Annotated in this window: 21 protein-coding genes; 13 read left to right on the forward strand and 8 right to left on the reverse strand. The window is 61.1% G+C overall.

The window, feature by feature from the left end:
* The first annotated feature begins 176 nt into the window (after positions 1-176).
* Positions 177-461, forward strand: coding sequence for an ArsR/SmtB family transcription factor (locus WMQ00_RS04450; protein ID WP_230310978.1), 285 nt, complete (start codon positions 177-179; stop codon positions 459-461).
* Positions 458-679 (forward strand): hypothetical protein, encoded by a 222-nt coding sequence (locus WMQ00_RS04455; protein WP_005323143.1) that lies wholly within the window; start codon positions 458-460, stop codon positions 677-679. Before WMQ00_RS04450 ends, WMQ00_RS04455 begins: the two co-directional genes overlap by 4 nt.
* 351 nt (positions 680-1,030) lie before the next feature.
* On the opposite strand, the gene WMQ00_RS04460 is transcribed toward WMQ00_RS04455, so the two are convergent.
* Both WMQ00_RS04460 and WMQ00_RS04465 read right to left on the reverse strand, forming a co-directional pair.
* Positions 1,031-2,395, reverse strand: a complete 1,365-nt coding sequence (locus tag WMQ00_RS04460) for a CitMHS family transporter (protein WP_200288359.1) — start codon at positions 2,393-2,395, stop codon at positions 1,031-1,033.
* A gap of 457 nt (positions 2,396-2,852) precedes the next feature.
* Positions 2,853-4,301 carry a hypothetical protein gene (locus WMQ00_RS04465; protein WP_340440707.1) on the reverse strand — a complete coding sequence of 483 codons (1,449 nt, stop codon included), beginning with the start codon at positions 4,299-4,301 and terminating at the stop codon, positions 2,853-2,855.
* An 85-nt stretch (positions 4,302-4,386) separates the two neighbouring features.
* Between WMQ00_RS04465 and WMQ00_RS04470 the strand changes: the two genes are divergently transcribed.
* Positions 4,387-4,974: a hypothetical protein gene (locus tag WMQ00_RS04470; RefSeq protein ID WP_340440708.1), complete on the forward strand. Its 588-nt coding sequence runs from the start codon at positions 4,387-4,389 to the stop codon at positions 4,972-4,974.
* A gap of 91 nt (positions 4,975-5,065) precedes the next feature.
* Here the strand turns inward: WMQ00_RS04470 and WMQ00_RS04475 are convergent, their stop codons facing one another.
* Positions 5,066-6,616 (reverse strand): catalase, encoded by a 1,551-nt coding sequence (locus WMQ00_RS04475; protein ID WP_316331003.1) that lies wholly within the window; start codon positions 6,614-6,616, stop codon positions 5,066-5,068.
* A gap of 105 nt (positions 6,617-6,721) precedes the next feature.
* On the opposite strand from WMQ00_RS04475, the gene WMQ00_RS04480 reads away from it, so the two are divergent.
* A complete protein-coding gene (locus WMQ00_RS04480; protein WP_340440709.1) occupies positions 6,722-7,264 on the forward strand; it encodes an RNA polymerase sigma factor in 543 nt (180 codons plus the stop codon).
* 284 nt (positions 7,265-7,548) lie between these two features.
* Positions 7,549-8,955, forward strand: coding sequence for a YkvI family membrane protein (locus WMQ00_RS04485; protein ID WP_200288364.1), 1,407 nt, complete (start codon positions 7,549-7,551; stop codon positions 8,953-8,955).
* 108 nt (positions 8,956-9,063) lie between these two features.
* On the opposite strand, the gene WMQ00_RS04490 is transcribed toward WMQ00_RS04485, so the two are convergent.
* Together WMQ00_RS04490 and WMQ00_RS04495 are read right to left on the reverse strand one after the other, a co-directional pair.
* The gene (locus tag WMQ00_RS04490) at positions 9,064-10,095 is read right to left on the reverse strand and encodes an aspartate-semialdehyde dehydrogenase (RefSeq protein WP_200288365.1); all 1,032 of its coding nucleotides are present in this window, start codon (positions 10,093-10,095) and stop codon (positions 9,064-9,066) included.
* A 32-nt stretch (positions 10,096-10,127) separates the two neighbouring features.
* Positions 10,128-11,393 carry an aspartate kinase gene (locus WMQ00_RS04495; protein ID WP_200288366.1) on the reverse strand — a complete coding sequence of 422 codons (1,266 nt, stop codon included), beginning with the start codon at positions 11,391-11,393 and terminating at the stop codon, positions 10,128-10,130.
* 224 nt (positions 11,394-11,617) lie between these two features.
* Here WMQ00_RS04495 and WMQ00_RS04500 point away from each other — a divergent pair, with 224 nt between their 5' ends.
* Positions 11,618-12,496 (forward strand): DMT family transporter, encoded by an 879-nt coding sequence (locus tag WMQ00_RS04500; protein WP_200288367.1) that lies wholly within the window; start codon positions 11,618-11,620, stop codon positions 12,494-12,496.
* Here WMQ00_RS04500 and WMQ00_RS04505 read toward each other — a convergent pair.
* A complete protein-coding gene (locus WMQ00_RS04505) occupies positions 12,493-13,620 on the reverse strand; it encodes a mannosyltransferase family protein (RefSeq protein ID WP_239204849.1) in 1,128 nt (375 codons plus the stop codon). The genes WMQ00_RS04500 and WMQ00_RS04505 overlap by 4 nt on opposite strands.
* Before the next feature lie 219 nt (positions 13,621-13,839).
* On the opposite strand from WMQ00_RS04505, the gene leuA reads away from it, so the two are divergent.
* The 7 genes from leuA (at position 13,840) to WMQ00_RS04540 (ending at position 23,488) form a co-directional block, all read left to right on the forward strand.
* Positions 13,840-15,657 carry a 2-isopropylmalate synthase gene (gene leuA, locus WMQ00_RS04510; RefSeq protein WP_248099251.1) on the forward strand — a complete coding sequence of 606 codons (1,818 nt, stop codon included), beginning with the start codon at positions 13,840-13,842 and terminating at the stop codon, positions 15,655-15,657.
* A gap of 44 nt (positions 15,658-15,701) precedes the next feature.
* A complete protein-coding gene (locus WMQ00_RS04515) occupies positions 15,702-16,478 on the forward strand; it encodes a hypothetical protein (RefSeq protein WP_340440710.1) in 777 nt (258 codons plus the stop codon).
* 108 nt (positions 16,479-16,586) lie between these two features.
* The gene (locus WMQ00_RS04520; RefSeq protein WP_340440711.1) at positions 16,587-18,755 is read left to right on the forward strand and encodes a hypothetical protein; all 2,169 of its coding nucleotides are present in this window, start codon (positions 16,587-16,589) and stop codon (positions 18,753-18,755) included.
* Between the two features lie 51 nt (positions 18,756-18,806).
* Positions 18,807-20,207, forward strand: a complete 1,401-nt coding sequence (locus WMQ00_RS04525) for a DNA polymerase III subunit epsilon (protein ID WP_445293059.1) — start codon at positions 18,807-18,809, stop codon at positions 20,205-20,207.
* Positions 20,208-20,234: 27 nt separating this feature from the next.
* Complete coding sequence (locus WMQ00_RS04530) at positions 20,235-21,512, forward strand: Mur ligase family protein (protein WP_284836017.1); 1,278 nt, start codon at positions 20,235-20,237, stop codon at positions 21,510-21,512.
* On the forward strand, positions 21,505-22,278 hold the full coding sequence (locus WMQ00_RS04535) for a type 1 glutamine amidotransferase (protein WP_340440712.1): 774 nt from the start codon (positions 21,505-21,507) through the stop codon (positions 22,276-22,278). Before WMQ00_RS04530 ends, WMQ00_RS04535 begins: the two co-directional genes overlap by 8 nt.
* 109 nt (positions 22,279-22,387) lie before the next feature.
* Positions 22,388-23,488 carry an HNH endonuclease signature motif containing protein gene (locus WMQ00_RS04540; RefSeq protein WP_308767392.1) on the forward strand — a complete coding sequence of 367 codons (1,101 nt, stop codon included), beginning with the start codon at positions 22,388-22,390 and terminating at the stop codon, positions 23,486-23,488.
* Positions 23,489-23,536: 48 nt separating this feature from the next.
* Here the strand turns inward: WMQ00_RS04540 and recR are convergent, their stop codons facing one another.
* Both recR and WMQ00_RS04550 read right to left on the reverse strand, forming a co-directional pair.
* On the reverse strand, positions 23,537-24,193 hold the full coding sequence (gene recR / locus WMQ00_RS04545; protein ID WP_023020387.1) for a recombination mediator RecR: 657 nt from the start codon (positions 24,191-24,193) through the stop codon (positions 23,537-23,539).
* 71 nt (positions 24,194-24,264) lie between these two features.
* A complete protein-coding gene (locus WMQ00_RS04550; protein ID WP_023020386.1) occupies positions 24,265-24,633 on the reverse strand; it encodes a YbaB/EbfC family nucleoid-associated protein in 369 nt (122 codons plus the stop codon).
* Positions 24,634-24,665: the final 32 nt, after the last annotated feature.

Consider the following 24,665-nt stretch of genomic DNA (forward strand, 5'->3'; position numbering starts at 1 on the left):
CGTACTCGCCGGCGGTGCAGGCCTGCCCGCAGTCCGACCGGCCACCCCGGGTGAGCAGCCAGCGTCTCCGCCAGACCCGGCAGAACTTGCACACCGCTGACTGTAAGCATATACTTACACCCGACATCGTTCGATTACGATACGGAGGGATGATGGACGCAGCACGGCTCGCTCAGATGCTCAGTGCTCTCGGAAGTGAGCCTCGGTTGCGAATTATCGCCTCCCTAGAGACGGATTCGACCCATGTCAGTGAGCTGGCCCGCCGACTCGGGATGTCTCGGCCACTGCTCTACCAGCACCTCAACCGCTTGGAAGCTGCTGGACTCATCGAGAGTGGCCTGGAACAGCTCGGAGAGAGCCGAGTGAGGAAGCACTACTGGGTCGCTCCGTTTCAGCTTGAAGTAACTCCAGACCACATTAGGCACCTGATTAATCAAGAACAGAAAAGGGAATCTTCGTGACACTTACCGCTACCGTATTTCTTGTCATCCTCGCCGCCGCACTACCACTCGCGATCTTCGTTGCTCTTACCGTCTGGGTGGTACGCACCGTCACCAGCGCACGACGCGAAACGGCGACGGCGATCGATGGTTCAAACCAACTCATCGTGGAGCACCTACGCAACATCACCGAGCGGTTGGATCGGATTGAGGCCCAACTCAGCGAGATCCCCGAGTAATCAGGCTCTTCCTTAAACAAGGGGCGCGGTGGTTTTGGCTCCGTGCTATGGGCTGTCACAGCGTATGCGCTAAGCGCGTCGCGTAGACCTCCAGCAACATAAACTTGCTTGTGACTTTGGCGGCGGGGTGTGTCTCCGGTCGGGGTGCTGGCCTGCCTCCCTCGCGGATACAGGCTAGGGCTGGGGACGAACCTCCTGATGTGACACCACCCGCTACCTCTTCAGCCCCACTAGCCGACGGAACCGGGAACGGAAACCGACGGAAACCACCACTGTGGTTAGTGCCGTTGCAGGTGGATGGGTAGTTTCGCAAAAGACTCGCCCGCAGCTGTGCTGCGGGCCTTTCCTTTACTAGGCCAACATTCCCATAAACAGCGCCGCGGCCACCAAGATGGCGGAAAATAGCCACGCAATGGGGAAAGCCAGCTTGAGATATTTACCCATCTGGCCTTCCGCTAGCCCCAACGCCAACCATAATGCGGGTGAGAACGGCGAGACGAAGGTGCCCACCACGTTACCAATGATGAGCGCGCAAGCCGCACCCATACCGCTTACCCCAAAGCTTTCCACGGTTCCCTGAACAATAGGAAGAACTGAGAAGTAATAGGCATCCGTCGAGGTCAACAAGTCAAGCGGTACACCAAAGAAGCCCACAATAACGTGGAGATGCGGCGCGACACCCTCCGGCAAGACGTTAACTAGCGTCAGGGCGATTTCTTCAAGCATCTTCGTTTCATTGAGAACGCCCAAGAACATGGCCGCGGCAAGAATGACGCCCGCCATGGCCAATGCATTAGGCGCATGGCGCCGTAGGGCCTCGCCTTGTTCCATGGAACCGCTGAAATTAATGGCTAGCGTGATAGTAGTGGCCACGAGGAAGGCTGGGGCGGGCGGAACTACGCCCGATAGCAGAGCCACTAAGACCGCAAGGGCTACGACAACGTTGACCACGGTAACCCAGCGTCCCGTGCGGAAGTGGTAGCCCAATTTATGTTGTTCACGTACCTGTGCAGCAGCGAATTCATCGGCCAATTCATTCACGTCTACTGCCGTGCCGCCTGCTAATTCGCCGCTTTCGCGCAAACCCGCTATGCGGCGCTTTTCCCGCCACCCCAAAAGCGCAGCCAAAAGGAAGACCAGCACAATCGCTACGCCCTGAATGGGCAAAAGTTGCACCCAGATGGCATTGGGCTCTTGATCGACTACGGCGCCGGCCCGGCCTAGCGGGCCGCCCCAAGGAACCATATTCATTATGGAGGCGGCCATCGCCACAATGGTGATAAGCACGTAGCGCGACATATTCAGCGCACGATAGAGCGGGAGTAGCGCGGGGATGGTGATAAGGAAGGTGGTAGAACCAGATCCATCGAGGTGCGCTACTACGCCGATCGCCGCAGTGCCCAACGTTACGGCCATGATTTTTCCGCGGGTAGCCTTGATGAGCGCGCGGATAACCGGAGTAAATAGGCCAACATCTTGCAATATGCCAAAGAAGATGATGGCAAAGATAAACATCACCACAACGTTGATGACGGAACTTAAGCCTTCACTGAAAAAGTCAGATATTTCGCCTAGACCAAATCCACATACTAGGGCACCAACTACAGGCACCAATGTCATGGGAATGATGGGGTTTACCCGGCCGCGAATTAAAATTCCCACCGTCACGAAAATGACCAAAAGGCCTACGGTCGTAAGGCCGAGCGGGGTCTGCATAGTGCTCCTTTACAAGTTGACGTCCCGCCGTGCCGCACGTGACACAGATAGACGGGGTGTGACTCAGATTAAACCCTGGCCACCGGCAGCACTACCACTACCTCAAAAAAATTCACACCACTTTGAATTGAATTGTCTATAGATAAGTGTCGTCAAAAAGGTATGCAAAGCGTGAAAACTACCCCACCCCGATAAAACGGCGGCCGTTGTGTACGGATTCTTGCGCAGAAAATGCAGATAAATACCCCATATATGGGAAACGACGCGGTGCCCCTACAGCGCCGCGTCGTCCCTATTCCCTATCACTCACAACGGATTGGAGAAACCGTTTGCCTACCCCCTAAGTAGGCTTTGTGAGCAAGACCAACTGTAGCATTCACACAATGCAAACGGTAGCGGACACCAAGATTCCCAGTTTCCACCAATATTTTTTATTCTTAGGTCTGCATTTTCAGACCTAATTGACCGAATCTTTAGTTTTTACTGTGGACAAGGCCCACCATTTTGCACTTAACCCAACGAGAGTGACAGCCAACAATACCGCAATCCCAGCCCAGAGGACGGCTTGTTCGCCTTCGTTGCCCGCCACCGTGACAGCCGCGGTAGTCCAATTCAGCGGCAAAAGATTAGAAATAACTTGCCATACCTTAGAAACCCCGGCAATTGCGGCGGATTTCCACAACCAGCCCACCAGCGCGGTCTGGCCGATGCCAAAGAGTGCCGCAAGAATACTGCCGGCAGTAATACCGCACAGGCCTAGCAGGCCACGCGTAATGGCCGTCATAGACAGCGCGCCCAGGAGAAGCGCCACCCCAGCCCAGGCCGCCGCCACGGGAGTAATACCAGTGGCAAGCACGAAGAGGAGGATTTCCCCGATGGCCACCGCAGCCAGCGTTCCGCCAGCCACCATTAGCCAAGGGCGGAACCCTACGTGCCAGGCCACGCCAGCTGCCGCACCTGCGAGCAAGACCAAGGCGGAGATCAGCAGCGCCACAATAGGACTCAGCAAATGCGTCGGGCCTTGGGATGCAGTATGCACCGGCGGCAGGGCACGCTGAATATCGCCCACGTTCGTCTGATTTTGGGCCGCCATGCCGGAGAGCTTGCCGGCGCCGTCGTCAAGCTTGTCCACGCCTTCCTGCGCCTCACCGACGCGCTTGCTAAGCTCCGCTATACCCTCATTGAGCTCTTGCGCGCCCGATACCGCCTGATTCACGCCATCGTGATAGGCGTAGCCATTGACTGCCAACTGATTGGACAGATCGCGCGAGCCGTCCTTGAGCTTCTTGAGCTGGCCAGTTACCGAATTATCCAGGCGGAAATTATTCACCTGCGCGCGGAGATCACCCAGCTGCGCGCGAATATCCTTCGCTTCTTTGGATTTATTGCCTTCTAGATCGTGCATCGTGCCATCGATGGCCTGCAGGATCTGCCCCTGGACGGCCCCGAGGCCGACCACCTGGTCCACAGCGCCACCTACGCCATTGGCCAGCTCCGTGGCGCCGCCACCGAGCGTATTGGTTCCAGACTGCAGCTGATTGAGGCCGGATACCAGTTCTTGGGAGCCCGTCGCCAGCTTGTCGACGCCCCCTCCAAGCTCATCCGCCCCCTTGTTGAGCTCCCCCGTGCCGTCGTCAAGCTGCTTGGCGCCCGATTTAAGCATGCTTGCCTGTGCCTGGGCGCGGCTGGCTGCTTCGGCGGCTTCTTTCACCTCTGGAGAGGAAGAATTTTCCCGTGGCGCGCCAAACGGCTGCGCGGCGCTAGACCAAGCATGGGCAGGTTCCCACTGCGCGAGGCCCGCCACCGTAGCTCCGATAACCAACGGCAGGGCAAGCAAGAAGATCAAGAGGACGCTGCGCCACCGGGAGGGAGACGCAGCGTCTGGGGAAGCAAGGCGTGAGGTCATGGTAATGAACCTATCCTTGCAGGTCACTCCCCTGCTGCAGGCGCGCCGAGCACCCCACATTGCCGATTACTCTAGAATATATGGCATGCCCCACATTTATTCCCTAGCTCCTTCCCGTTACCTTGCCACCGCGGCCTTCGTACCGCTGTGCTTTGGCCTTGTTGCCTGCTCCAACGACGCCGATACGTCCGCAGAACCCGAGTTTTCCGATGCCGCTGCTCTTAGCTCCTCCGCCGAGGAGACCTCCTCCGAAGAAGCCACGAGTGAGGCCACCACGTCGGCAGCCGCAGAGACCACCGCCGAGGCTGAACCTACTTCCGTAGAAGCAGCTCCCTCCTCATCCCCCGCAGAAGCCGGCGATAAAGAGAGCGAAGACCAAGCCGCCGCGCCCGCCGATACAGGCCAGGGCGATTGCTCCCCAGAAGCGCTACAACCCACGGCCCCCAGCATGACAAATATCCGAGTCAGTGACTGCGATGGCCAATGGGCGCACTTCGGCAAGGACAGCACGGACTGGACGACTTGGGCACGCTACGACAATGGCCAGTGGGTAGCCATTGAGCCCATTGGCGAAGCCACCTCCGGCATGACCGCCCCGTGCTACGACGTAGACAAATGGGCCGCCGAGGGTGCGCCCGCTTTCCTTACCGAAAATATGCGCCGCTGCGACTAGTCGCACAGCATGACTTCGCCCCCGTACCGCGCTTTATAGCTGCGCGATACGGGGGCGGCGTTTTTAGTGCGGAGGGACTGCCGCGGAAGGATTACTTCTTCTCGGCGTAGACCTCACGCACGCGCTGGCCAAGGGCTGGGTGTACCTTAGTCCAGTAGTCATAAATGCGCTCCTCGGTTTCCTCAGATACACCTGCCATAGCATTGGTGATATTGGTAACCAAGCGCTCCTTGGCGGCGTCATCATAGACGTTTTCGTACAAGTCGCGCGCCTGCACGAAATCATCATCTTCGGAGTGGCGAACGTACGGTGCCCGCACCAGATCGCCGCCGTAGGACTCCGGATTGATATAAAGCTCCGCCGCGGTGGTGGTCTCGAGCTGGGAGCGGTCATTCACAGCGGCGTCGTCAAGCACGCCAGTGCCCTTTTCATAGCGGTTCGGCGAGTACACCGGATCCTCCGGGGCATTGAAAAGGAACTGCATGCTGCCCTCGTGCTCGTAGGTATTGACCTCATCCACGTTCTGCGGCTGGTTTACCGGCAGCTGCTTATAGTTAGCACCGATGCGGTAGCGCTGCTGGTCAGCGTAGGCGAAAACGCGTGCCTGCAGCATCTTATCTGGGGAGAGACCAACACCCGGCACGATATTGGATGGATCGAGCGCCACCTGCTCAATCTGCGCAAAGAAATTGCGTGGGTTGCGGTTGAGCACGAAGTAGCCCACATCGTGCAGCGGGTAATCCTTCTTGGACCAGACCTTGGTTAGGTCGAAAGGATTAAAGCGATAGTTCTCCGCCTCATCCAGCGGCATGATCTGTACCTTGACGTCCCAGACTGGGTAATTGCCCTCCTCGATGGCGTTGTAGAGGTCCTCGCGGTGGCAATCCGGGTTCTGGCCGGCGGTGGTGGTGGCCTCCTCGTCGGTGAAGTTCTCTACGCCCTGGCGGGTCTTAAAGTGGTACTTCACCCAGAAAGCCTCGCCTTCTTCATTTACCCACTGGAAGGTGTGGGAGCCGTAACCATTTTGGTGGCGGGTCGACTTCGGCGTGCCGCGGTCACCCATGAGGTAGGTGACCTGGTGGGCAGACTCCGGGTTGCGGGTCCAGAAATCCCACTGCATATCCGCATCGCGCAAACCATTGGTGCCCAGACGCTTCTGGGAGTGGATGAAGTCAGGGAACTTCTGGCCATCGCGAACGAAGAAGACTGGGGTGTTATTGCCCACGATGTCCAGGTTGCCTTCCTCGGTATAAAAACGCAGCGCAAAGCCGTGTACATCGCGCCAGGTATCCGGGGATCCCTGCTCACCGGCGACGGTGGAAAAGCGGCCCATCATCGGGGTGACGGTGCCCTTCTGGAAGACCTTGGCCTTGGTATAGGCGGATACATCTTCCGTAATGTGCAGCTCACCGAAGGCGCCGTGGCCCTTAGCGTGCGGGGTGCGCTCCGGCACGCGCTCGCGGTTGAAGTGGGCAAGCTTTTCAATGAGGTGGATGTCATTGAGCACCACTGGTCCCTGCTGGCCAGCAGTCACCGAGGTGTTCTCGGAAGGAACTGGTTGGCCAGACGGGCGGGTGGTATTGCCCTTGCCAGCGGGGCGCTGGCCCTTGTTCAGGATGTCATCAGCGGTGAAATCAGTCATTTTGCCTCCTGGCAATCAGTGGATATGTACCACCAGTGTGGCAAAAGAATCACCGGTTGTCAGGGGTCTAAAAGGAGTGTAGGGGCTACTGGTAGATTCATTCAGGTGACTCACCACTCCGCAGCAGATGACGCCCGCGTCACCGACCTTGCCCTTCAGGCCGGTCGCGGTGACCGTGCGGCGCTGACGGAGTTTATTAGGGCTACCCAGGATGATGTGTGGCGTTTGCTAGCGCATTTAGGCGGGCCGGAAGGCGCCGACGATCTCACCCAAGAGACCTATCTGCGCGTGATCAGCGCCCTGCCACGCTTTGCGGCCCGGTCCTCGGCACGCACGTGGTTGCTGTCTTTAGCCCGGCGGGTGTGGGTGGATAATATTCGCCACGATATGGCCCGGCCGCGCAAATCTGCCACCGAATACGAAGACGCCATGGGTGCGGCACCAGAAGAGTCCACGGCATGGAGTGAATGGATAGATGCCCGCGCGCTTATCGACGCCCTCCCGGCCGACCGCCGCGAAGCCCTCATTCTCACCCAGGTGCTGGGCTACACGTACGAGGAGGCGGCCAAGATTGCTGGCGTGCGGGTAGGTACTATCCGCTCCCGCGTCGCGCGCGCCCGCAAGGATCTGATCGCAGGGACAGGTTAATACCCCCATACCGGCCCCTTGAGGCGGCGAGATAATTTCACCTGCAAATTGTTACGCTCTGGTTACCTTGCACCCCAAGAGCCCCAATTTTTGGCATTTAGCTGCAGGTTGTACACCGGATACTGGGTGAAGGAGGCCACAATTAGGGCGATTCTTGCCCGAAAGATTTGTCCAATGTGTGGTTTATTAGATGTGTACACACGTGATAAATCGACCGTCGATCCGGGCCCGTGCGATCCCAATGCCGGGCCCGGCGCGTGTGAGTAAGAGAGTTTCTCCCTTTCATGTTAAAACGCGCAATCGGAATTTCCATGGCGTTTATCGGCGTCGTCGTGGGCGCAGGCTTTGCCTCCGGCCAGGAGGCCATGCAGTTCTTCGTAGCCTTTGGCGAGTGGGGTCTGTGGGGCATCGCCTTGGCCGCTGGCCTGATGATGATCACCGGCGTGTCCATCCTGCAGCTCGGCTCGTATTTCCAGGCAGAGGAGCATACCGCTGTCTACGACAAGGTCGCATCGCCGTTTACCGCCAAGATTTTGGACTGGTCAACACTAGTTACTCTGTTTTCCATCGGCTTCGTCATGTTTGCTGGCGGCGGCTCTAATATCAATCAGCAGTTCCCCTCCGTTCCGGTATGGGTGGGCGCCACCGCGATGCTGATTCTGGTACTGCTCGTCGGCCTGATGGATGTTGACCGCGTGACCGCGGTCATCGGTACCATCACCCCGTTCATCATTATCTTCGTGGTGATTGCCACCGGCTACACCATTCTCAACGCAGATGTTGATTTTTCTTCCCTCAATGACTGGGCAGTAGCTAACGTCGATACCTCGCTACCTAACTGGTGGCTGTCTGCGTTGAACTACACCGGCCTGAACGTTATGACGGCTGTGTCCATGTCCATCGTCATTGGCGGTAACTTCCTGGATAACCGCGCAGTCGGCATCGGCGGCCTCATTGGTGGCCTGCTCTACCTGATCCTTTTAGCCCTGCTGGTCTTCGCCCTCTTCTTCGAGGCCGAGACCGTCAACGGCGAGGATATGCCGGTGCTGGCCCTCATCACGAGCATCCACCCGGTATTCGGCGTGTTCATGACCTTCATCATCTACGGCATGGTCTTCAATACGGCTATCGGTATGTTCTACGCCTTGGGCAAGCGCTTGACCCGCAATAATCCCAAGCGCTTCTACCCTGTCTACGCTGTTTGCTGCATCATCGGCTTCGTCCTGTCCTTCGTGGGCTTCCAGACGCTGGTCAGCAATGTTTACCCAATTCTGGGTTACCTGGGTCTGTTGATGATCGTGGTGATGGTCTTCAACCGCATCAAGAACGGCAGCAAGCTCTCGGATGAGTCCGACCGCCGCATGCGCGCACACGAGCTGGTTTCCCGCCGCTTGGATCCACGCAAGCGCTTCACCAAGAAAAATGAGCGCGAGCTGCGCAAGCTGGCTGCGGCTTCCAATATGGAAACCACCGAGTTCGTCACCAATATCGCAGAAGAGATCCACGAAGAGCTCGAAAACGATGACGACCTTGACTACGACCGTGAAGATCCGGAGCCATCCGTGACCTACGTGCAGCACACCAAGCCGGAGGTTCCGTCCTCCGATAGCGACCTTGACTTTGGCAAGAAGGATGCTGCCGCTGATAGCGGCAAGGCTACGGGCACCGCCAAGCCAGTCTCTGAGGACTAGCCTTCTCGCCCACGTCAATCAAGATAAAAGCTCGGCGCCCTCCTTATCCCGTAACGAGGAAGGAGGGCGCCGAGCTTTTTGTGTAACCTGCGACGAAGCGGAACCTGCTTAAACGAGTAGCTCCGCGATCTGGATGGTGTTGAGCGCGGCCCCCTTGCGCAGATTATCGCCGGCGACAACGAGCACGAGGCCCTTGTTATCGTCCACCGTCTGGTCCTGACGGATGCGGCCTACCAAGGATTCGTCGATGCCGGTGGCAGCGAGCGGGGTGGGGACGTCGGCAAGCTTAACGCCCGGGGCACCGCTCAAAAGCTCGGTGGCCTGCTCGGAGGTGATTGCCTTGTCGAACTCGGCGTGGATGGTCAGGGTGTGGCCGGTAAAGACCGGGATGCGCACGCAGGTACCTGCAACCTTCAGCTCCGGAATGTCTAGGATCTTGCGGGATTCGTTGCGCAGCTTTTGCTCCTCATCGGTCTCTAGGGAGCCATCATCCACGAGGTTGCCGGCCATCGGCAGCGCGTTATAGGCAATGGGCGCCACATAAGGGCCAAAGTCCTCGTCATTGAGTGCAGAGCCATCGTGGACCAAACCCACATTGTGCTCGCCAACCGAATAGACCTGCGCGGCCAGCGCCTGCACGCCGGCCAGGCCGGAGCCGGAGACCGCCTGGTAAGAGGACACATGCAACTTGTTCAGGCCCGCGGCATCGTGCAAGACCTTCAGCACCGGCATAGCGGCCATGGTGGTGCAGTTTGGGTTCGCGATGATGCCCTTAGGGGTGTTCTTGGCTGCCTCGGGGTTGACCTCGGAGACGATGAGGGGAACCTCTGGATCCTTGCGGTAGGCCGAAGAGTTATCCACCACGGTCGCACCGGCCGCGGCAAACACTGGAGCCCATTGCTTGGAGGTAGAACCACCGGCAGAGAACAAGGCGATATCAACGTCGGCGACGGATTGCTCGGTAACCTCGGCGAGGTCCTCGACGGTAATCTGCTCGCCGCGGAATTCCAGCTCGGTGCCGGCGGAGCGGGAAGAGGCGAAAAAGCGCACCTTATCGGCCGGGAAATTGCGTTCTTCCAAGATGGAGCGCATAACGCGGCCGACCTGGCCGGTAGCGCCTACTACTGCAACAGTGGTCATGACTATAAATCCTCTGTAGTTGCTGTGGGTGTTTAACGTCCGGTTCCAGCATAAACCGTGGCTTCTTCTTCGCCACCAAGCTGGAATTTCTCGTGCAGTGCACGGGCGGCCTTTTCCAGGTCAGCCTCGCGGGTGAGCACGGAGATGCGGATTTCAGAAGTGGAGATGAGCTCCATATTGACGTTGACGTCGCGCAGGGCCTCGGTGAACTCTGCGGTAACGCCCGGGTGGGATTTCATGCCGGCGCCGACGAGGGAGACTTTCCCCACTTGGTCGTCATACAGCACATTGGCCCAGCCTCCTTCAGATTTCAGCTTGCTCAGCAGCTCCATGGCACGCGGGCCGTCGGCACGCGGGCAGGTGAAGGTGATATCGGTGGTGCCGTCCTCCAGGGAGGAGACATTTTGCAAGACCATATCGATATTGATCTCTGCATCGGCAATGACGCGAAAGACCTTCGCAGCCTCCCCCGGGCGATCCGGGATGCCCAGGACGGTGACCTTTGCCTCGGACTTATCGGTTGCTACACCAGTTAGTACTGCTTCTTCCACGGGGATATCCTCCATCGATCCGGTAACTAGGGTGCCGGGGTCATTTGAATAAGACGAGCGAACTCGCAAGGGTACATTGAATGCGCGGGCGTACTCCACGCTGCGCAGGACCAAAATCTTGGAACCTACCGCGGCCATCTCCAACATCTCCTCAAAGGAGAGCTTGTCTAGCTTCTGCGCGTCTGGGACGATGCGCGGGTCTGCGGTGTAGACGCCATCAACATCGGAGTAAATCTCACACACGTCCGCGTTTAGCGCGGCAGCAAGTGCCACCGCGGTGGTGTCGGAGCCACCGCGACCCAAGGTGGTGACATCGCGCGATTCCTTATTAACGCCCTGGAAGCCGGCGACGATACAAATCTTGCCTTCGTCCAAAGCCTCGGTCAGGCGGCCCGGGGTGACGTCCACGATGCGGGCATTGCCGTGGCGCTCGGTGGTGAGCACTCCGGCTTGGGAGCCGGTAAAGGACTGGGCGTGGGCACCAAGCGATTCCACTGCCATGGCCACCAGAGCATTAGAGATTCGCTCGCCGGCGGTGAGCAACATATCCATCTCTCGCTGCGGCGGGACAGGATTGACCTGGGCGGCAAGGTCGAGCAGCTCATCGGTGGTATCGCCCATGGCGGAACACACCACGACAACGTCGTTGCCCTGCTTCTTGGTGGCCACGATGCGCTCCGCAACGGCGCGGATGCGGTCTGCGGATTCGAGGGATGAGCCGCCATACTTTTGCACGATCAGGGCCACGGTAAGGATGCCGCCTTTCGTCGTTCAAGGCATCCCTGGCGTGTGTGTACACGCCCGGAAATACCTGTCGTTCATTAGTCAAAGACCCATGCTACCCCGCAGGGTCTTTGCCCTCATCATAATTCCTAGACAATGCTTAATTTTTATTCACACGCCCCCAATGTTAAGCGCACCACACGCTCGCTTCCTCAGCGCAGAAAAACGCGCGCCATGCAGGGAAGAATATGCATATAGCAGGATTTTTTACTACCGTTGAGCGGGTGTTAAGCAACCTCCTCGCCATCTTTTTCGCGCTCGCATCCGCGCTGACGGTTGCTTGGGGCACGGTCATCCGCCACCGCATTGCCCTCGACGCCGATGATTCGGTCATGCGCGCCGCCATGTCCAACCCCTTGTGGTGGGTGGGCACCGCGGCCGCCATTGGCGCCTATGGCCTGCAGGTCATCGCCCTCGGTTTTGGTACCTTGCTGGTGGTCCAGCCCATCTTGGTGCTGTCCTTAATGTTTACCCTGCCGCTTTCGGCGTGGTATTCCGGCCGCAAAATGCCTTTCCACGAGGTCTTTTGGTCTATTGCATTGACCATCGCGGTGGGCATCATGGTCGTCTACGGCCGTCCGGTCGCAGGAAACCCCCGCCCGGAATGGAGCGATTGGTGGCCGGCGCTCCTTGTAGGGTTGGTCACCCTCGCCCTACTTGCTGCGGTAGCCACGAAGCTACCGGATAACCGTCCCTTAGCGTTGGGCACGGCCTGCGGCGTCATCTACGGCTTCGTCGCCCTGCTATCAAAGGCCGTGGTGGACATTTTCACCCACGAAGGCCTTGCCACGCTACTGGCAAGCTGGCAGTTCTACGGCCTCATCGGTCTCGCGCTCACCGGCACCGTAGTGCAGCAATATTCCTTTAATGCCGGCCCCCTAGCCCATTCCCTGCCGGCCATGACCATCTTTGAACCCATCGTGGCCTTCGGCTTGGGCTACATGGTGCTGGGAGAGAAATTCCTCATCGATACGGCCGTCGGTTGGGCAATTATGCTCATCGCCCTTACCGTCATGGTGCTCTCCACCATCGTGCTCTCCCGCAGCCCGGTAAGCCAGCGCGGCTAAATGGCCCACTCAAATACGCCGAGCATATAGGCCGAAAACCACGCCCCGAACAGGGCCCAGGCGCCAACCGCCACGCTTGCCGACGTCCCCTTTTTCACCCACGGCAACAACACAATCACCGCCGGCAGGAGCAGCCGGGGCCGCGAGTGCATAATGCCATCAGAAAGCAGCACGTTCGCCATCAGCACCGCAGAGAATAACCAGGCCGCTAGCGGCAGGCGGCGCCATGCCAACACAAGGAAAACCGGGGCAGCGATCATCACGCCGGCGCTCAGCAGATATCCACCGTTAGTAGCCCCGCTAAGCGTCTCCCAAAGCCAAATAACCGTGGCTTTGCCGCCATCAAAGCTGGAGTTCCAATGTTCTTTCTGGATCCCAAAATAACCGCCAACTTCTTTGAGATGGCTGCTCGACCACCACAAATACCCCACCAGCGGCACGACCGAAAACACCACCGCGGCCCAGGCCCGCCAGTTCTTTCGCGCCCGCAGCAGCACCATGAATGCAAAGACCGCAACGAGATCCACCGCGGTAAGACGCACGAGTCCGGCTACAAAAATTAGTGCCGCGGCAGCCCACCATCGCTCATCTACGAGCGCCACCACCGCCCATATGGCCAGGGCCCCAAAAAGTGCCTCGGTATACGGCATGGAAAACACGATGGACATCGGCGCACAGGTCACCATCACAGCACTGAGCACCTGGGCCCACTTCCCCATGCCCATGCGCGCAGCCAAGGCCATCACACCGGCAGCCAGCGCGATGCTAAAGAGCACATTGAGCGCAATGGCCGTGCCCGCTTCGTCGGTACCAAAGATGCTGCTTAACCCACGCACGAGGAAGGGGAATCCCGGGAAGAAGGCCATGGTCGTCTCATGGACCGGCCCATCCGTAGAAATATCCGCACCAAAGTACCCGCCGCGGGCGATTTCTACGTAGTGCTTAGCGTCCCACTTATTGAGCAGCCCCCACAGCTTATCGTCCTGCGCGGCGGCCACCGCTGCGAGTACGCCTACGCGCAATGCGGCTCCAATGAGTGCAACGAGTGCGGCAGGCGCCCACAAGGAACGCAATATGGATGATGTTTGGGGCTTGGCATGGCGGGGATTAGACACGAAAGGCATGGTACCCCACCACCACCGCGTCTCATTGAATGAAATCTCTTGCCGCACAGTGAGAAAGCCTGTAGTGTGACCGATATGACACAGCGGAATGACCTACTCCTTATCTGCCGCGGCGGGATTTCGGCCTAAGCACTGGCCAGCGCCCCGTCGCGGAGTCCGGCTACCCAAGCCCAGCTGGCCGTCTTTCCCCATAGACACCAGAAAAGGAAACCGCACCCCATGTCCCCCACCGACTCTTTTATCAGCGCCCCGCGCGACATCACCACCCCCACCGGCCCACGCCGCGAAGGACAACCCGCGTGGAATAAGCAGCGCGGCTCCGCCATGCCCCACGAGCGCTATCAACCCTTCGCCGTCGAGGTAGAAAACATCGACCTGCCGGACCGCACATGGCCTAGTCAGAAAATCACCCACGCTCCCCAGTGGTGCGCGGTGGATCTGCGCGATGGTAACCAAGCGCTGATTGATCCCATGAGCCCAGAGCGCAAGCACCGCATGTTCGACCTGCTGGTCAAGATGGGCTACAAAGAAATCGAGGTGGGCTTCCCCTCTGCCTCCCAAACCGATTTCAACTTTGTCCGCGAAATCATCGAGGGCAATAAAATTCCCGATGACGTCACCATTCAGGTCCTGGTACAGGCCCGCGATCACCTGATCCGCCGCACCTTTGAAGCTTGCGAGGGCGCCAAGAACGTCATCGTGCACTTTTATAACTCCACCTCGAAGCTGCAGCGCCGCGTAGTCTTCCGCAAAGACAAACCTGCCATTAAGAAGCTGGCCACCGATGCTGCCACACTCATTAAGTCCATCGCCGCCGACTACCCAGATACCACTTGGCGCTGGGAATACTCCCCCGAATCCTTCACCGGTACCGAGCTGGACTTCGCCCGCGAGGTCTGCGATGAGGTGGTAGACATCATGGATCCGTCCCCAGAGAATCCAATGATCATCAACCTGCCATCCACCGTGGAGATGATTTCGCCCAATATCTACGCCGATTCCATCGAATGGATGCACCGCAATCTTGCCCGCCGCGAGGACGTCGTGCTCTCACTGCACCCGCATAATGACCGCGGCGAGGGAATCGCCGCCGCCGAACTTGGCTTTATGGCGGGCGCGGACCGCATCGAAGGCTGCCTTTTTGGCAACGGCGAGCGCACCGGCAACGTAGATCTCGTCACTTTGGGCCTGAATATGCTCACCCAGGGTGTGGACCCGCAGATTGATTTTTCCGATCTGCCGCAGATTCGCGAAACCGTTGAATACTGCAACCAGCTGCGCGTGCCGGAGCGCCACCCCTATGGCGGCGAATTGGTCTTTACTGCGTTCTCCGGTTCCCACCAGGACGCAATTAATAAGGGCTTGGACGCGCTGGCAGCCACCATCCGCCCCGGCGCGAATAATACCGAGGTCTCGTGGGAAGAAATGCGCGAGGCCATCTGGGAGGTTCCTTACCTGCCCATCGATCCAAAGGACGTGGGCCGCGACTACCAGGCGGTCATCCGCGTCAACTCCCAGTCTGGCAAGGGCGGCGTTGCCTACATCATGAAGACCGATCACGGCATCAATATGCCTCGCGCCATGCAAGCGGAATTTTCCAGCGTGGTCCAGGAAATCACCGACTCCGAAGGCGGCGAGGTCAATTCCAAAAACATGTGGGATATCTTTGCCACCGAGTTCCTGGACCGCGAGGATCCGCTGACCCTGGAGTCTTTCCATATGGACAATGCCCCAACAGAAGATGGGGATGCATCGGTGACCGCCACCGTGGCTTTCCACGGGGAAAAGTCCACCGTCTCAGGCAGCGGTAACGGACCCATTGCGGCTTATGCCAACGCCCTGGAATCCCTGGGCATCGACTTCGAGGTCATGGAATACTCCCAGCAGTCCCGTTCCGCCGGCGACGACGCCGAGGCCGCCTGTTATATCGCCGCCGACGTCAACCAGAACAAGGTCTGGGGAGCGGGCATCGCCGGGTCCACCACGCGGGCTTCCATCAACGCGATTAACTCCGCCGTCAACCGCGCCCTGGCCTAGGCCTGCTCGCCGGCGCCGCGGCCCGGCGTGGTAGAAGGGTGGGTATGCCTTCTTCTACCTACCTCATACCGCACCGTGGCTTGGGCGCCGTGCAGGCCCTGCCCATCTATGATGCGCAGACGAAGGAAAACCGAGAGTTCACCGTCACCTTGGCACCCCGCCCGGACGGCGGGTTGGAGGTGCGTACCGACTCCACCATCGGGCACATCACCAGCGCCGACCGCGCGGAGTATCCCGAAATAGATCTACTACTTCGCGCCGGGCTGACCCCTGCAGCCACCGCCGCGCCGCAGCCCGATGGCTCTCTCTCGCTGCTGCTGCCCCGGCCGGGCCTTTGCCTGCCGGCGAATAATCCGCCAGCGGGCCCGTGGACAATGCTGGGCTATGCCCCACCCATCGACATCGCCGATCTTCCCGCGGATCTGGACATTCCCGCCCACGCCCGCATGCACGTATTGGTTACGCTCTCGCCCAGCACCACCGGTTCCGGCACCGATGCTTATTTGGGCCCGCAGTTTGTGGGGCGGTTGGAAGGGGTGGACGTCGCCAAGCAGGGCATAACCCTGGCCCATGCCTACCATGCGCCGCGCAACACCGGCCGTGTGCTCAGCATCTACGCGGGGGCGCCGCTGCCGGATTCGAAGGAAGCCTCGCTTGCCGACGCCGCCCCTACCTCCCCCGCCGCCACCGAAACCTTCGAAACCACGAGCTTCCGCGCCATAAGCACCGATGACCCCGCACCCCGCCGCCGGTGGTGGCCCGCCGTCATGGCCCTACTGGTGATTGCAGCGCTCATCGCCGTGCTCATTTTTATTCTGTAAAACTTTCGGGCAGGGTAACACCCTTGTTCACCAGCCGGGGAAATTGGAAATGGCCCACGGCAGTGCCTAACATACAGTGTTACTATTACCCCCTATCGAAAGGCCCCAATGACTTCCCTGGATTCCGCCACCTACGTGGTCCCTGACCACGGTTTTGGCGTGATCCATAATCTGCCCATCGAGGATGTTTCGCCAGAAGTTTTCAGCGAACTGCTCGAGTCCACCGCCGCAGAAGGCGGTTACCTCTCTGCGGAGCTCGGCCCCCGCACCGCCCAGGACGGCTTCGCGGTGTGGATCGGCGATTCTCTCCTTGGCCGTCTCAGCGCCGCCGATTCCCAGGCCTACGCACTCTTTGACTGGGTTCTCAGCGCCGGCCTACGCCCACACGTGAGCATGACAGATGCCTCCGGCGAAGAGTGGCCCACGCTCAACCTGCTCCTGCCGGCACCGCACCTGTGCATCCCCGCCAATAACCCGCCGGCGCAGCGCTGGACCATGCTGCCGGGCGAGGCTGCCGCCACATTGACGGAGTTTTCCAAAGACGTCACTGGCTTTCCGCACACCGACGAGCACTACCTCGTCTCCTTGCGCACCCGTGGTTTCCTGCGGCGAAATACCGTTGATGTCTATGTCAATAGCATCTTCTTAGGCTCCCTCCCGCGCGATGCCGCCCGCGAGATTGCCCCCGCCGTGCTCGACTGCACCAAATCCGGCCGCCTCGCCATTGCCCACGGCTACTTCCACTACGACGCCGATGACCGCCCCGCGCTGACCATCTACGCGCACAACGCTGCCAATAGGCACCACGCCGGCCTAGTTCTGGGCGTTGTCGCCGGTGGCGCCGCCGTCATGTCCGCGGCCACCGCAGCCCGCGCACAGGCCGCAACCAGCGTTCCCGGCGGCCCCACTGCCGGAATCTCTGCCGCTGGCACCTCCTCCGCAAGTGGTTTTGGCATCACCTCTGCCGCCAATGCCGCCGGCGCTTCTGGGGCCGTGACCTCGAATCTGCTGGCCGCAGCCGGTGTCGCCGTGCTAGTTGGTGGCGGCACCACCGTGGCTACCCACATGCTTAGTGAGGACGAAGCTCTTTCGGACACCCACTCGCATTCCACCGCGCCTGCTCCGAAAAGCAATCATTCCACCGACGATTCTTCCCATTTCGATGGCATTGGTCCCAAGCGCCCCGCGCACCCCGCCACGCCCCGCATCCACGATGCTGGCCCCACCAGCGGTGTCGCCGCGCCATCCCGCGCGGATTCCCCGACCCAGCACCCGCTTGCCGACGCCCCCTCTGAGACACCACCGCAGCACCGCCACGCCCCCGCGCCCCAACCGTCTAAGCAGGCGCGGCCGACGCACACCCCTCAGACTGACCGTGCCACGACCCCTGCCGCCGGCCACCACGACAAGCACCGTGGCGAGCACCAGGGCCATGATTCCCAGGCAATTTCCCGCGCCGCCTCCGCCGCAGCCGCTGCCGCCGCCGCTACGGCTAATAACGTCGAATCGACCCCGGCTTCGACTCCGGCCGCGGCGCCATCTTCCAGCTCTGAGCCGGCGCCGCAGCTAGCGGCGAAGGAACCGACTGCAACCTCCACGTCTTCGTCATCGGCCGAGCCTTCCCAGACAACGCAGACCACGGAGCCCGCGCAGACCACGGCATCTACGGATTCTGCAACTTCGACGTCACCATCGAAGGCCACGACGTCGACGGAGGCTACCGCACCTGCCGAGCCGTCCGACCTACCTACTTCAAATACGCCTACTTCGGAAAAGACTTCGGCTGAAACGACCACAACTGAAGCCGGCGCCACCACCTCGACGGATAAGCAGACGCCACTGCCCGCACCAGAGTCCTCAGAGCCAACGCCTGCGGAGCCGACTGCGCCTACAACGACATCTTCGTTATTGACCTCGGAGCCCCAGGCTGAGCCGGCACCGGATACCACCGTGCCAAGCACCACTATCCCAGGTTCCGAACTCGAGCCAACGCCAGAGCCGGAAACTACTGTCCCAACGACGACCATCCCTGGCTCGGAAATCGTGCCCACCCCGGAGCCAGAACCAGAGGTCGAACCGGAACTGCCCACGGCAGACCGCGGCGCGCCGGACGGCTCGGATGACCCCCTCGTACCGCTCGAACCAGAAGAACCGACAGAGCCGAAAGAGCCGAAAGAGCCGGCTGAACCGCAGCAGCCAGAGACACCGGGGCACCCTGAAGAACCTGAGGAACAAACAACCCCGCCGAAGGTCATTGTCGTCGTTGTAGAAGATTAAGCGGCGCGCCCTGTCCCCCTGCACGAAATGCGGGATACTACACTGAGTTTAATGAACAACACACCTGGCCCCTCCCCGCAGCACCCGTCGGCGTCGGCCCCAGCGCCGTCGCCCGCGACGGTAGCTTCGCGCCACGCGGCCAGGTCCACAGCGCCCAAACCAGGCATGGAACAGCGCCGCACTAAGCCCCGCCGCGCGATCCGTGCCTCCGGAGAGCCAGACGCCCCGAAACCCAAGCCGAAACCGAAACCGCACCCACCGGCCCAGCAACAGCCACAGCAGGCCGACTCGCCCAATGAGGAAGCGGACTTTCCCTATGTGGCGCTGACCATCCAGACCACCGGCATCCATCCCAGCACCGGGCGCATCGTTACTATCGACGCCATTACGTTCAACGACGCCAGCGAGCAGGGCCAGCAATTCCACGCCGTCCTCAAGCCCGATATCGATGCCGGGCCGCGCCACCTCCACGGGCTGAGCACCACCGATATTGAGCAGGCGCCAGCTTTTGGCAAGATCCTCAAATCGCTGGACAAGCTTATTGACGGCCGCACACTCATCGTCCACGACCTCCCCTATACCTGGGGTTTTCTCGTCGCCGAGGCCCGCCGTGCCATGATGGCCGCCGCCCGCCAAAATCGCGCGCGCAACCGCGGCCGCAACAAGGGCCGCCGGCGCCGCCAGAAGGTCGGACACGTACCCACCCCCGTCCGCATCATCGATACTTTGGGCACCTCCTATGCGCAGCAGGTGCGGTCGAATGATGTGCGCTTAGGGGGTGTCGCTAAGCAGAGCGGCTTGGACGCTTCGCCACAGGCCTCGGTGGAGCGCGCCAAGCGGCCCGAACCCGAGACTTCGCGCGAACAAACCGAACTGCTCATCGCGCTCTACCGCAAGCAACGAGGTGGCACGGTGCGCAGCTATGCGCCCGAGGACGTGCGCGCCGACCGCTTCGGCCTGCAACGCTCCCACGTGCGAGTCGACGCTGCCGAAGCCCCCGCCCAACACCACAACCCCGGCAAATACGAGCCGGGCAAGGAACTGCGCCGCGGCATGGAAATCGTGGTCGCTCCGGAAATCCTCGAGGACCCGGACACCATCATCACCGCGCTCATGCGTGAGGAGCTCAATTATTCCGAAAAGCTCACCCGCGAATCCTCGCTAGTCGTGTGCAACGTGACCACTGACCTGGTGGGAAAGCCCATGCACGCCCACCGCAAGGGCATTCCGCTGATGTCCGATACCGCGTTTCTCGACGCCCTCACGCGCATCGAAGACGCCGTCCCTGAACCCGAATCCGGCAAACCCACCCCCCGGCCCCAACGCTCATCCCACAACAACAAAAAAGGCGGCGCTAAGAACCAAAAGCGCCGCCGTCGCCGGGGCGGCCGCGGTGGTCGCGGCAGGGGCCGACGAAATTCTGGCGGCTCGGCGGGGAAAAAGAACGACTAAGCCACCCGCGCGACTACCCTAGGGGACATGAGTTTTAGAGTCCCGGGTGCGCTGAGGAAGTTGCGCACCACCACCGCCACTACCGCCGCGAAGCTGGCTACCACCGCTTCCCGCGCCACCGGCCGTGGCGCCGGCGGAATGATCGGTGGTCTAATCGCCAATGCCATTGACCCTTCCATCATGACCAACCTGGGTGATGGGCGCCCGGCCGTGCTGGTGACCGGCACCAACGGCAAGTCCACCACCACCCGCATGCTGGCCGCTGCAGTCCGCGCCGAGCACACCGTAGCCACCAACGACGGCGGTGACAATATGGATGCCGGCATCATCTCCGCACTCATGGCCGGCAAGGACGCCTCCCACCTGGTACTCGAGGTGGACGAGCTCCACGTGCCCCACGTAGCCGATAACCTGAACCCGCAGGCGCTGGTTCTGCTCAACCTCACCCGCGACCAGCTCGACCGCGTGGGCGAGATTAATAAGATCGAGCGGGCTCTGCGCGGCGCTGTGGAAGCCCACCCGGACATGCTCGTCATCGCCAACTGCGATGACGTTCTGATGACCTCCGTGGCCTATGACGCCAAGAATGTCATCTGGGTTTCGGCCGGCGCCGGCTGGCTCGGCGATTCCGTTACCTGCCCGCGCACCGGCGGGCACGTCGTGCGCACCGAGGATGACTGGTACGCCGTCAAGCCGCTTGCCGACGGCCGCGAATTCCGCCGGCCGCAGCCAACGTGGGGCGTCGATAAGCATGGCATTATCACCCCCACCGCTAAACGCCCCCTGAACCTGGCGCTGCCTGGCCGTGCTAACCGGGGCAACGCGGCCCAAGCCATCGCTGCCGCCGTCGCAGGCTTCGGCGTGGACCTCGACAAAGCCATTGCGGCCGCCGAAAGCATCGATGATGTGGCCGGTCGCTACTCCACCATTCACTGGCGCGGCCGCGAGATTCGCTTGCTGCTGGCCAAGAACCCGGCCGGCTGGCAAGAAGCGCTGTCCATGGTGGACCGCAGCGCCGATGGCTTGATCATCGCCACCAACGGCCAGGTGGCCGATGGCATTGACATGTCCTGGCTGTGGGACGTGAAATTCGAAGGCTTCAATGGCCTCAGCGTGAAGGCCGCCGGCGAGCGCGGCACCGACCTGGCGGTGCGCCTGGTCTACGCCGATATCTCCCACGAGCTCATCCCGGATCCGCTCGATGCGCTCGCCGCCTGCCCGGAGGGTCGCATCGAGGTCCTCGCCAACTACACCGCCTTCCGCGATTTGAAGAAGGCGCTTTCCAAGGAGGCCACCAATGCTTAATATCGGCCTAGTGCTTCCCGACGTCCTCGGTACCTACGGCGACGACGGCAATGCCCTCGTCCTGCGTCAGCGCGCCCGCATGCGCGGCTTCGAAGCAGAGATTCACCCGATCCGCTTGGGTGAGCCCGTGCCTGAGACACTGGATATCTACACCCTCGGCGGCGGCGAAGATACCGCGCAGATCCTGGCCGCGGACCACCTGATTTCCGATGGTGGCCTGAGCCGCGCCGCCAACGCCGGCCGCCCGGTCTTTGCCATTTGTGCTGGCTTGCAGGTCCTGGGCGAGTCCTTCCGCGCCTCCGGCCGCATCATCGACGGTGTAGGCCTGCTCGATGCCACCACGGCCGGCATGCAGGACCGTGCCATCGGCGAGGTGGCTTCCGAACCCACCCACGCTGGAGTTACCGCGGGCCTCACCGAGCCGCTGACCGGTTTTGAAAACCACCTGGGCGCCACAATCCTTGGCCCCTCCGCGCAGCCCCTCGGCACGCTCACGCGTGGCAACGGCAATGCAGACCAGGCCGCCACCGCCGACCTTGCCGATGGCTCCACCCAGCGCACCTACGAAGGCGCCGTCCAAGACAGCGTCATCGCCACCTATATGCACGGCCCGGCGCTGGCCCGAAACCCGCAGCTGGCCGATCTCCTCCTCGCCCAAGCGATGGGCGTGGCCCTCGCGGATCTTGAACCGCTTGAGATCCCGGCCGTTGACCGCCTGCGTGTCGAACGTTTCAACGCCTCCGAGCCCCCGCGCTCCCAAAGATAGGCCCATAACTGTGGATAACTGCGCCCGACGGCCCTGAAACCCCGAGTTATCCACAGGCCCGGCCGCTGCCCCTTGTAGCCGCGCATCCCACGCCAATAGGCTGCGGGGTATGACGTTATTGGAGCAGCTGGGCGACATCGCTAAGCGCGGCGTGGATCTTCTCGAAGAGGCCCACGCCGCCTCCAGCCTGCCCCTGCCCGCGGACCAAGCGCGCACCCTGCGCCGGACCGCCGCGGCCTTTCTCTCGCCCACCAGCCATTCGCGCTACCAAGCCCGCGCGCTGGCCGCCGCGCGCCGCAATCACCACTGCCTAGAGACCCTCGCGCTCATCGCCCGTCGCTCGCGCAGCATTAGCGACCCCACCAAGCGCTGGCAATTCCGCGAGCAGCTCTGCGCCACCGCCGGCACCACCGCGCACGTCTCGCGCGCGGCTACCCGTCTGCTGCGCGAACTCAACCCTCCGCCCGAGCGCGAAGACGGCGGACGCCGGATAATGCACGGGGAGAAAACCACCCTGAGTTTCACCGGCCCCGCCGCACAAATGGCCGATATCTGGGCCGCCGCTAAATCCGACCCGCTAGCCTGGCTTAACGGCTCCCGCGTCACCGCGCCCGCTACCGTGACCACCAATGTCATCATCGAGCTGCCGGATTATCTGAAAATTCTCGCTGGAAACGGCGATGATATCCGCCTCGCTATGACCAACGGTGCCACCATCACCGGCGCCGAACTAGTCCGCCGCACCCTAGCCAGCGCCGGGCTCTTCACGCTCATCCATCCCGAGCGCGGCCCGGTCAACCTCTACCGCACCCGGCAGGCCTCCGCCAAGCAGCGCCGCATGCTCGAGGCCGAAGGCGCCCGCTGCGCCTGGCCCGCTTGCCGACGCCCCGCCTCCGAATGCCAAGCCCACCACCTCATCGAATACTCCCGCGGCGGCCACACCCATCCTGAGAACATGACGCTATTGTGCCCGTACCACAACTCCATCAACGGGCTGCCGGGCCGCGGCCGGATGGCGCGCATTCGGGGCCGGATCGCCTGGCTCCCGCCCGCTAGCCAGGACAGGCATACACGCATAGGGAACAGCAACGAACCCGACAACAGGCGCAGCGGGCGCAGCAGCAGATGCAGCACGACGACAAAGGAGGCGCATGGCCCGCCGGTATTTACCGGTCGCGCGCGCACCGGGCCTACGGCCGCCGTTCCCTAGCCGCTGTAGCTCCGCATTCGCCCAGTACTGGCCGGGGCGCTCAACGTGCTATATGGTCAGGCGGCCGGAAAGCGCGCGAGACAAGGTGAGCTCGTCCACAAACTCCAAATCGCCTCCGAGCGGCATGCCGGAGGCCAACCTGGTGATCTTCAAATCAGGGAAGTCGCGCAGCAAGCGCACCAGGTATGCGGCGGTCGCCTCGCCCTCCGTATTGGGGTCGGTGGCGAGGATGACTTCGTGGATGGTGGGGGTGGCGTCGTAAAGCGGGGTTTCGGGGGTGGAGTCTGCAAGCTCTCGGTCCGGCAACACGCCGCCTAGGCGCTGCAGCAGTGTGGAGATATTCAAATCACGCGGACCCACATTCGCCAGCGGGTCCAACGCGCCGCCCAAAACGTGATAGCGGCCCTCATACTCGCCGGTGCGCTCAATAACCTGGATATCCTTAGGCTCCTCGACCACGCAGATAGTAGAGGCGTCGCGCTGCGAGTTAATGCAGATGCGGCAGACATCCTCACGCGAAATATTGCAGCAAATGCGGCAGAAGGTCACGCCGTCGCGCACCGCGCCCAGCGCGTTTTGCAGCCGCTCGATGTCCTCGGGTTCCATGTGCAAAACGTGAAACGCGATGCGCTGCGCCGACTTCGGGCCGATTCCCGGCAGGCGCGAAAACTCGTCGATGAGGTCTTGCAGAGGTCCTTCAAACATCAATTACTCCCAAAATCGGCAAAAGCCGCCGCCCCACCCCGGGGCAACGGCCTTATATCGTATCGCGCGGGCTACTGGTTGCCGCCGAAGACATCCTCAAAAGACGGGCCGCCCTGGCCACCCATGCCCTGGGACAGCGGGCCAATCTTTTCCTGTGCCAGGCGTCCGGCCGCAGCGTGGGCCTCCTTGAACGCACCCATAACCAGGTCCTGCAGCGTATCGACGTCCTCTGGATCCACGATGGACTTATCAATCTGCAAGTCCACGAGCTCGGCGCCGCCAGTCATGGTCACCTTGACCAGGCCATTGCCTGCCTGGCCCTCGACGTTGGTAGCGAGGATTTCTTCTTGCGCCTTCTGCAAATCCGCCTGCACCTGCGCGGCCTGCGCGATGAGGTCGTTCATGTCATTTGCCTGCTGCATTGGGTCTTGGTCAGCCATGGTGTTTCCTTTCTAAATCAACTTTAAATTTC

This window comes from Corynebacterium sp. KPL2825 (assembly GCF_037908445.1).
Taxonomy (GTDB): domain Bacteria; phylum Actinomycetota; class Actinomycetes; order Mycobacteriales; family Mycobacteriaceae; genus Corynebacterium; species Corynebacterium kefirresidentii.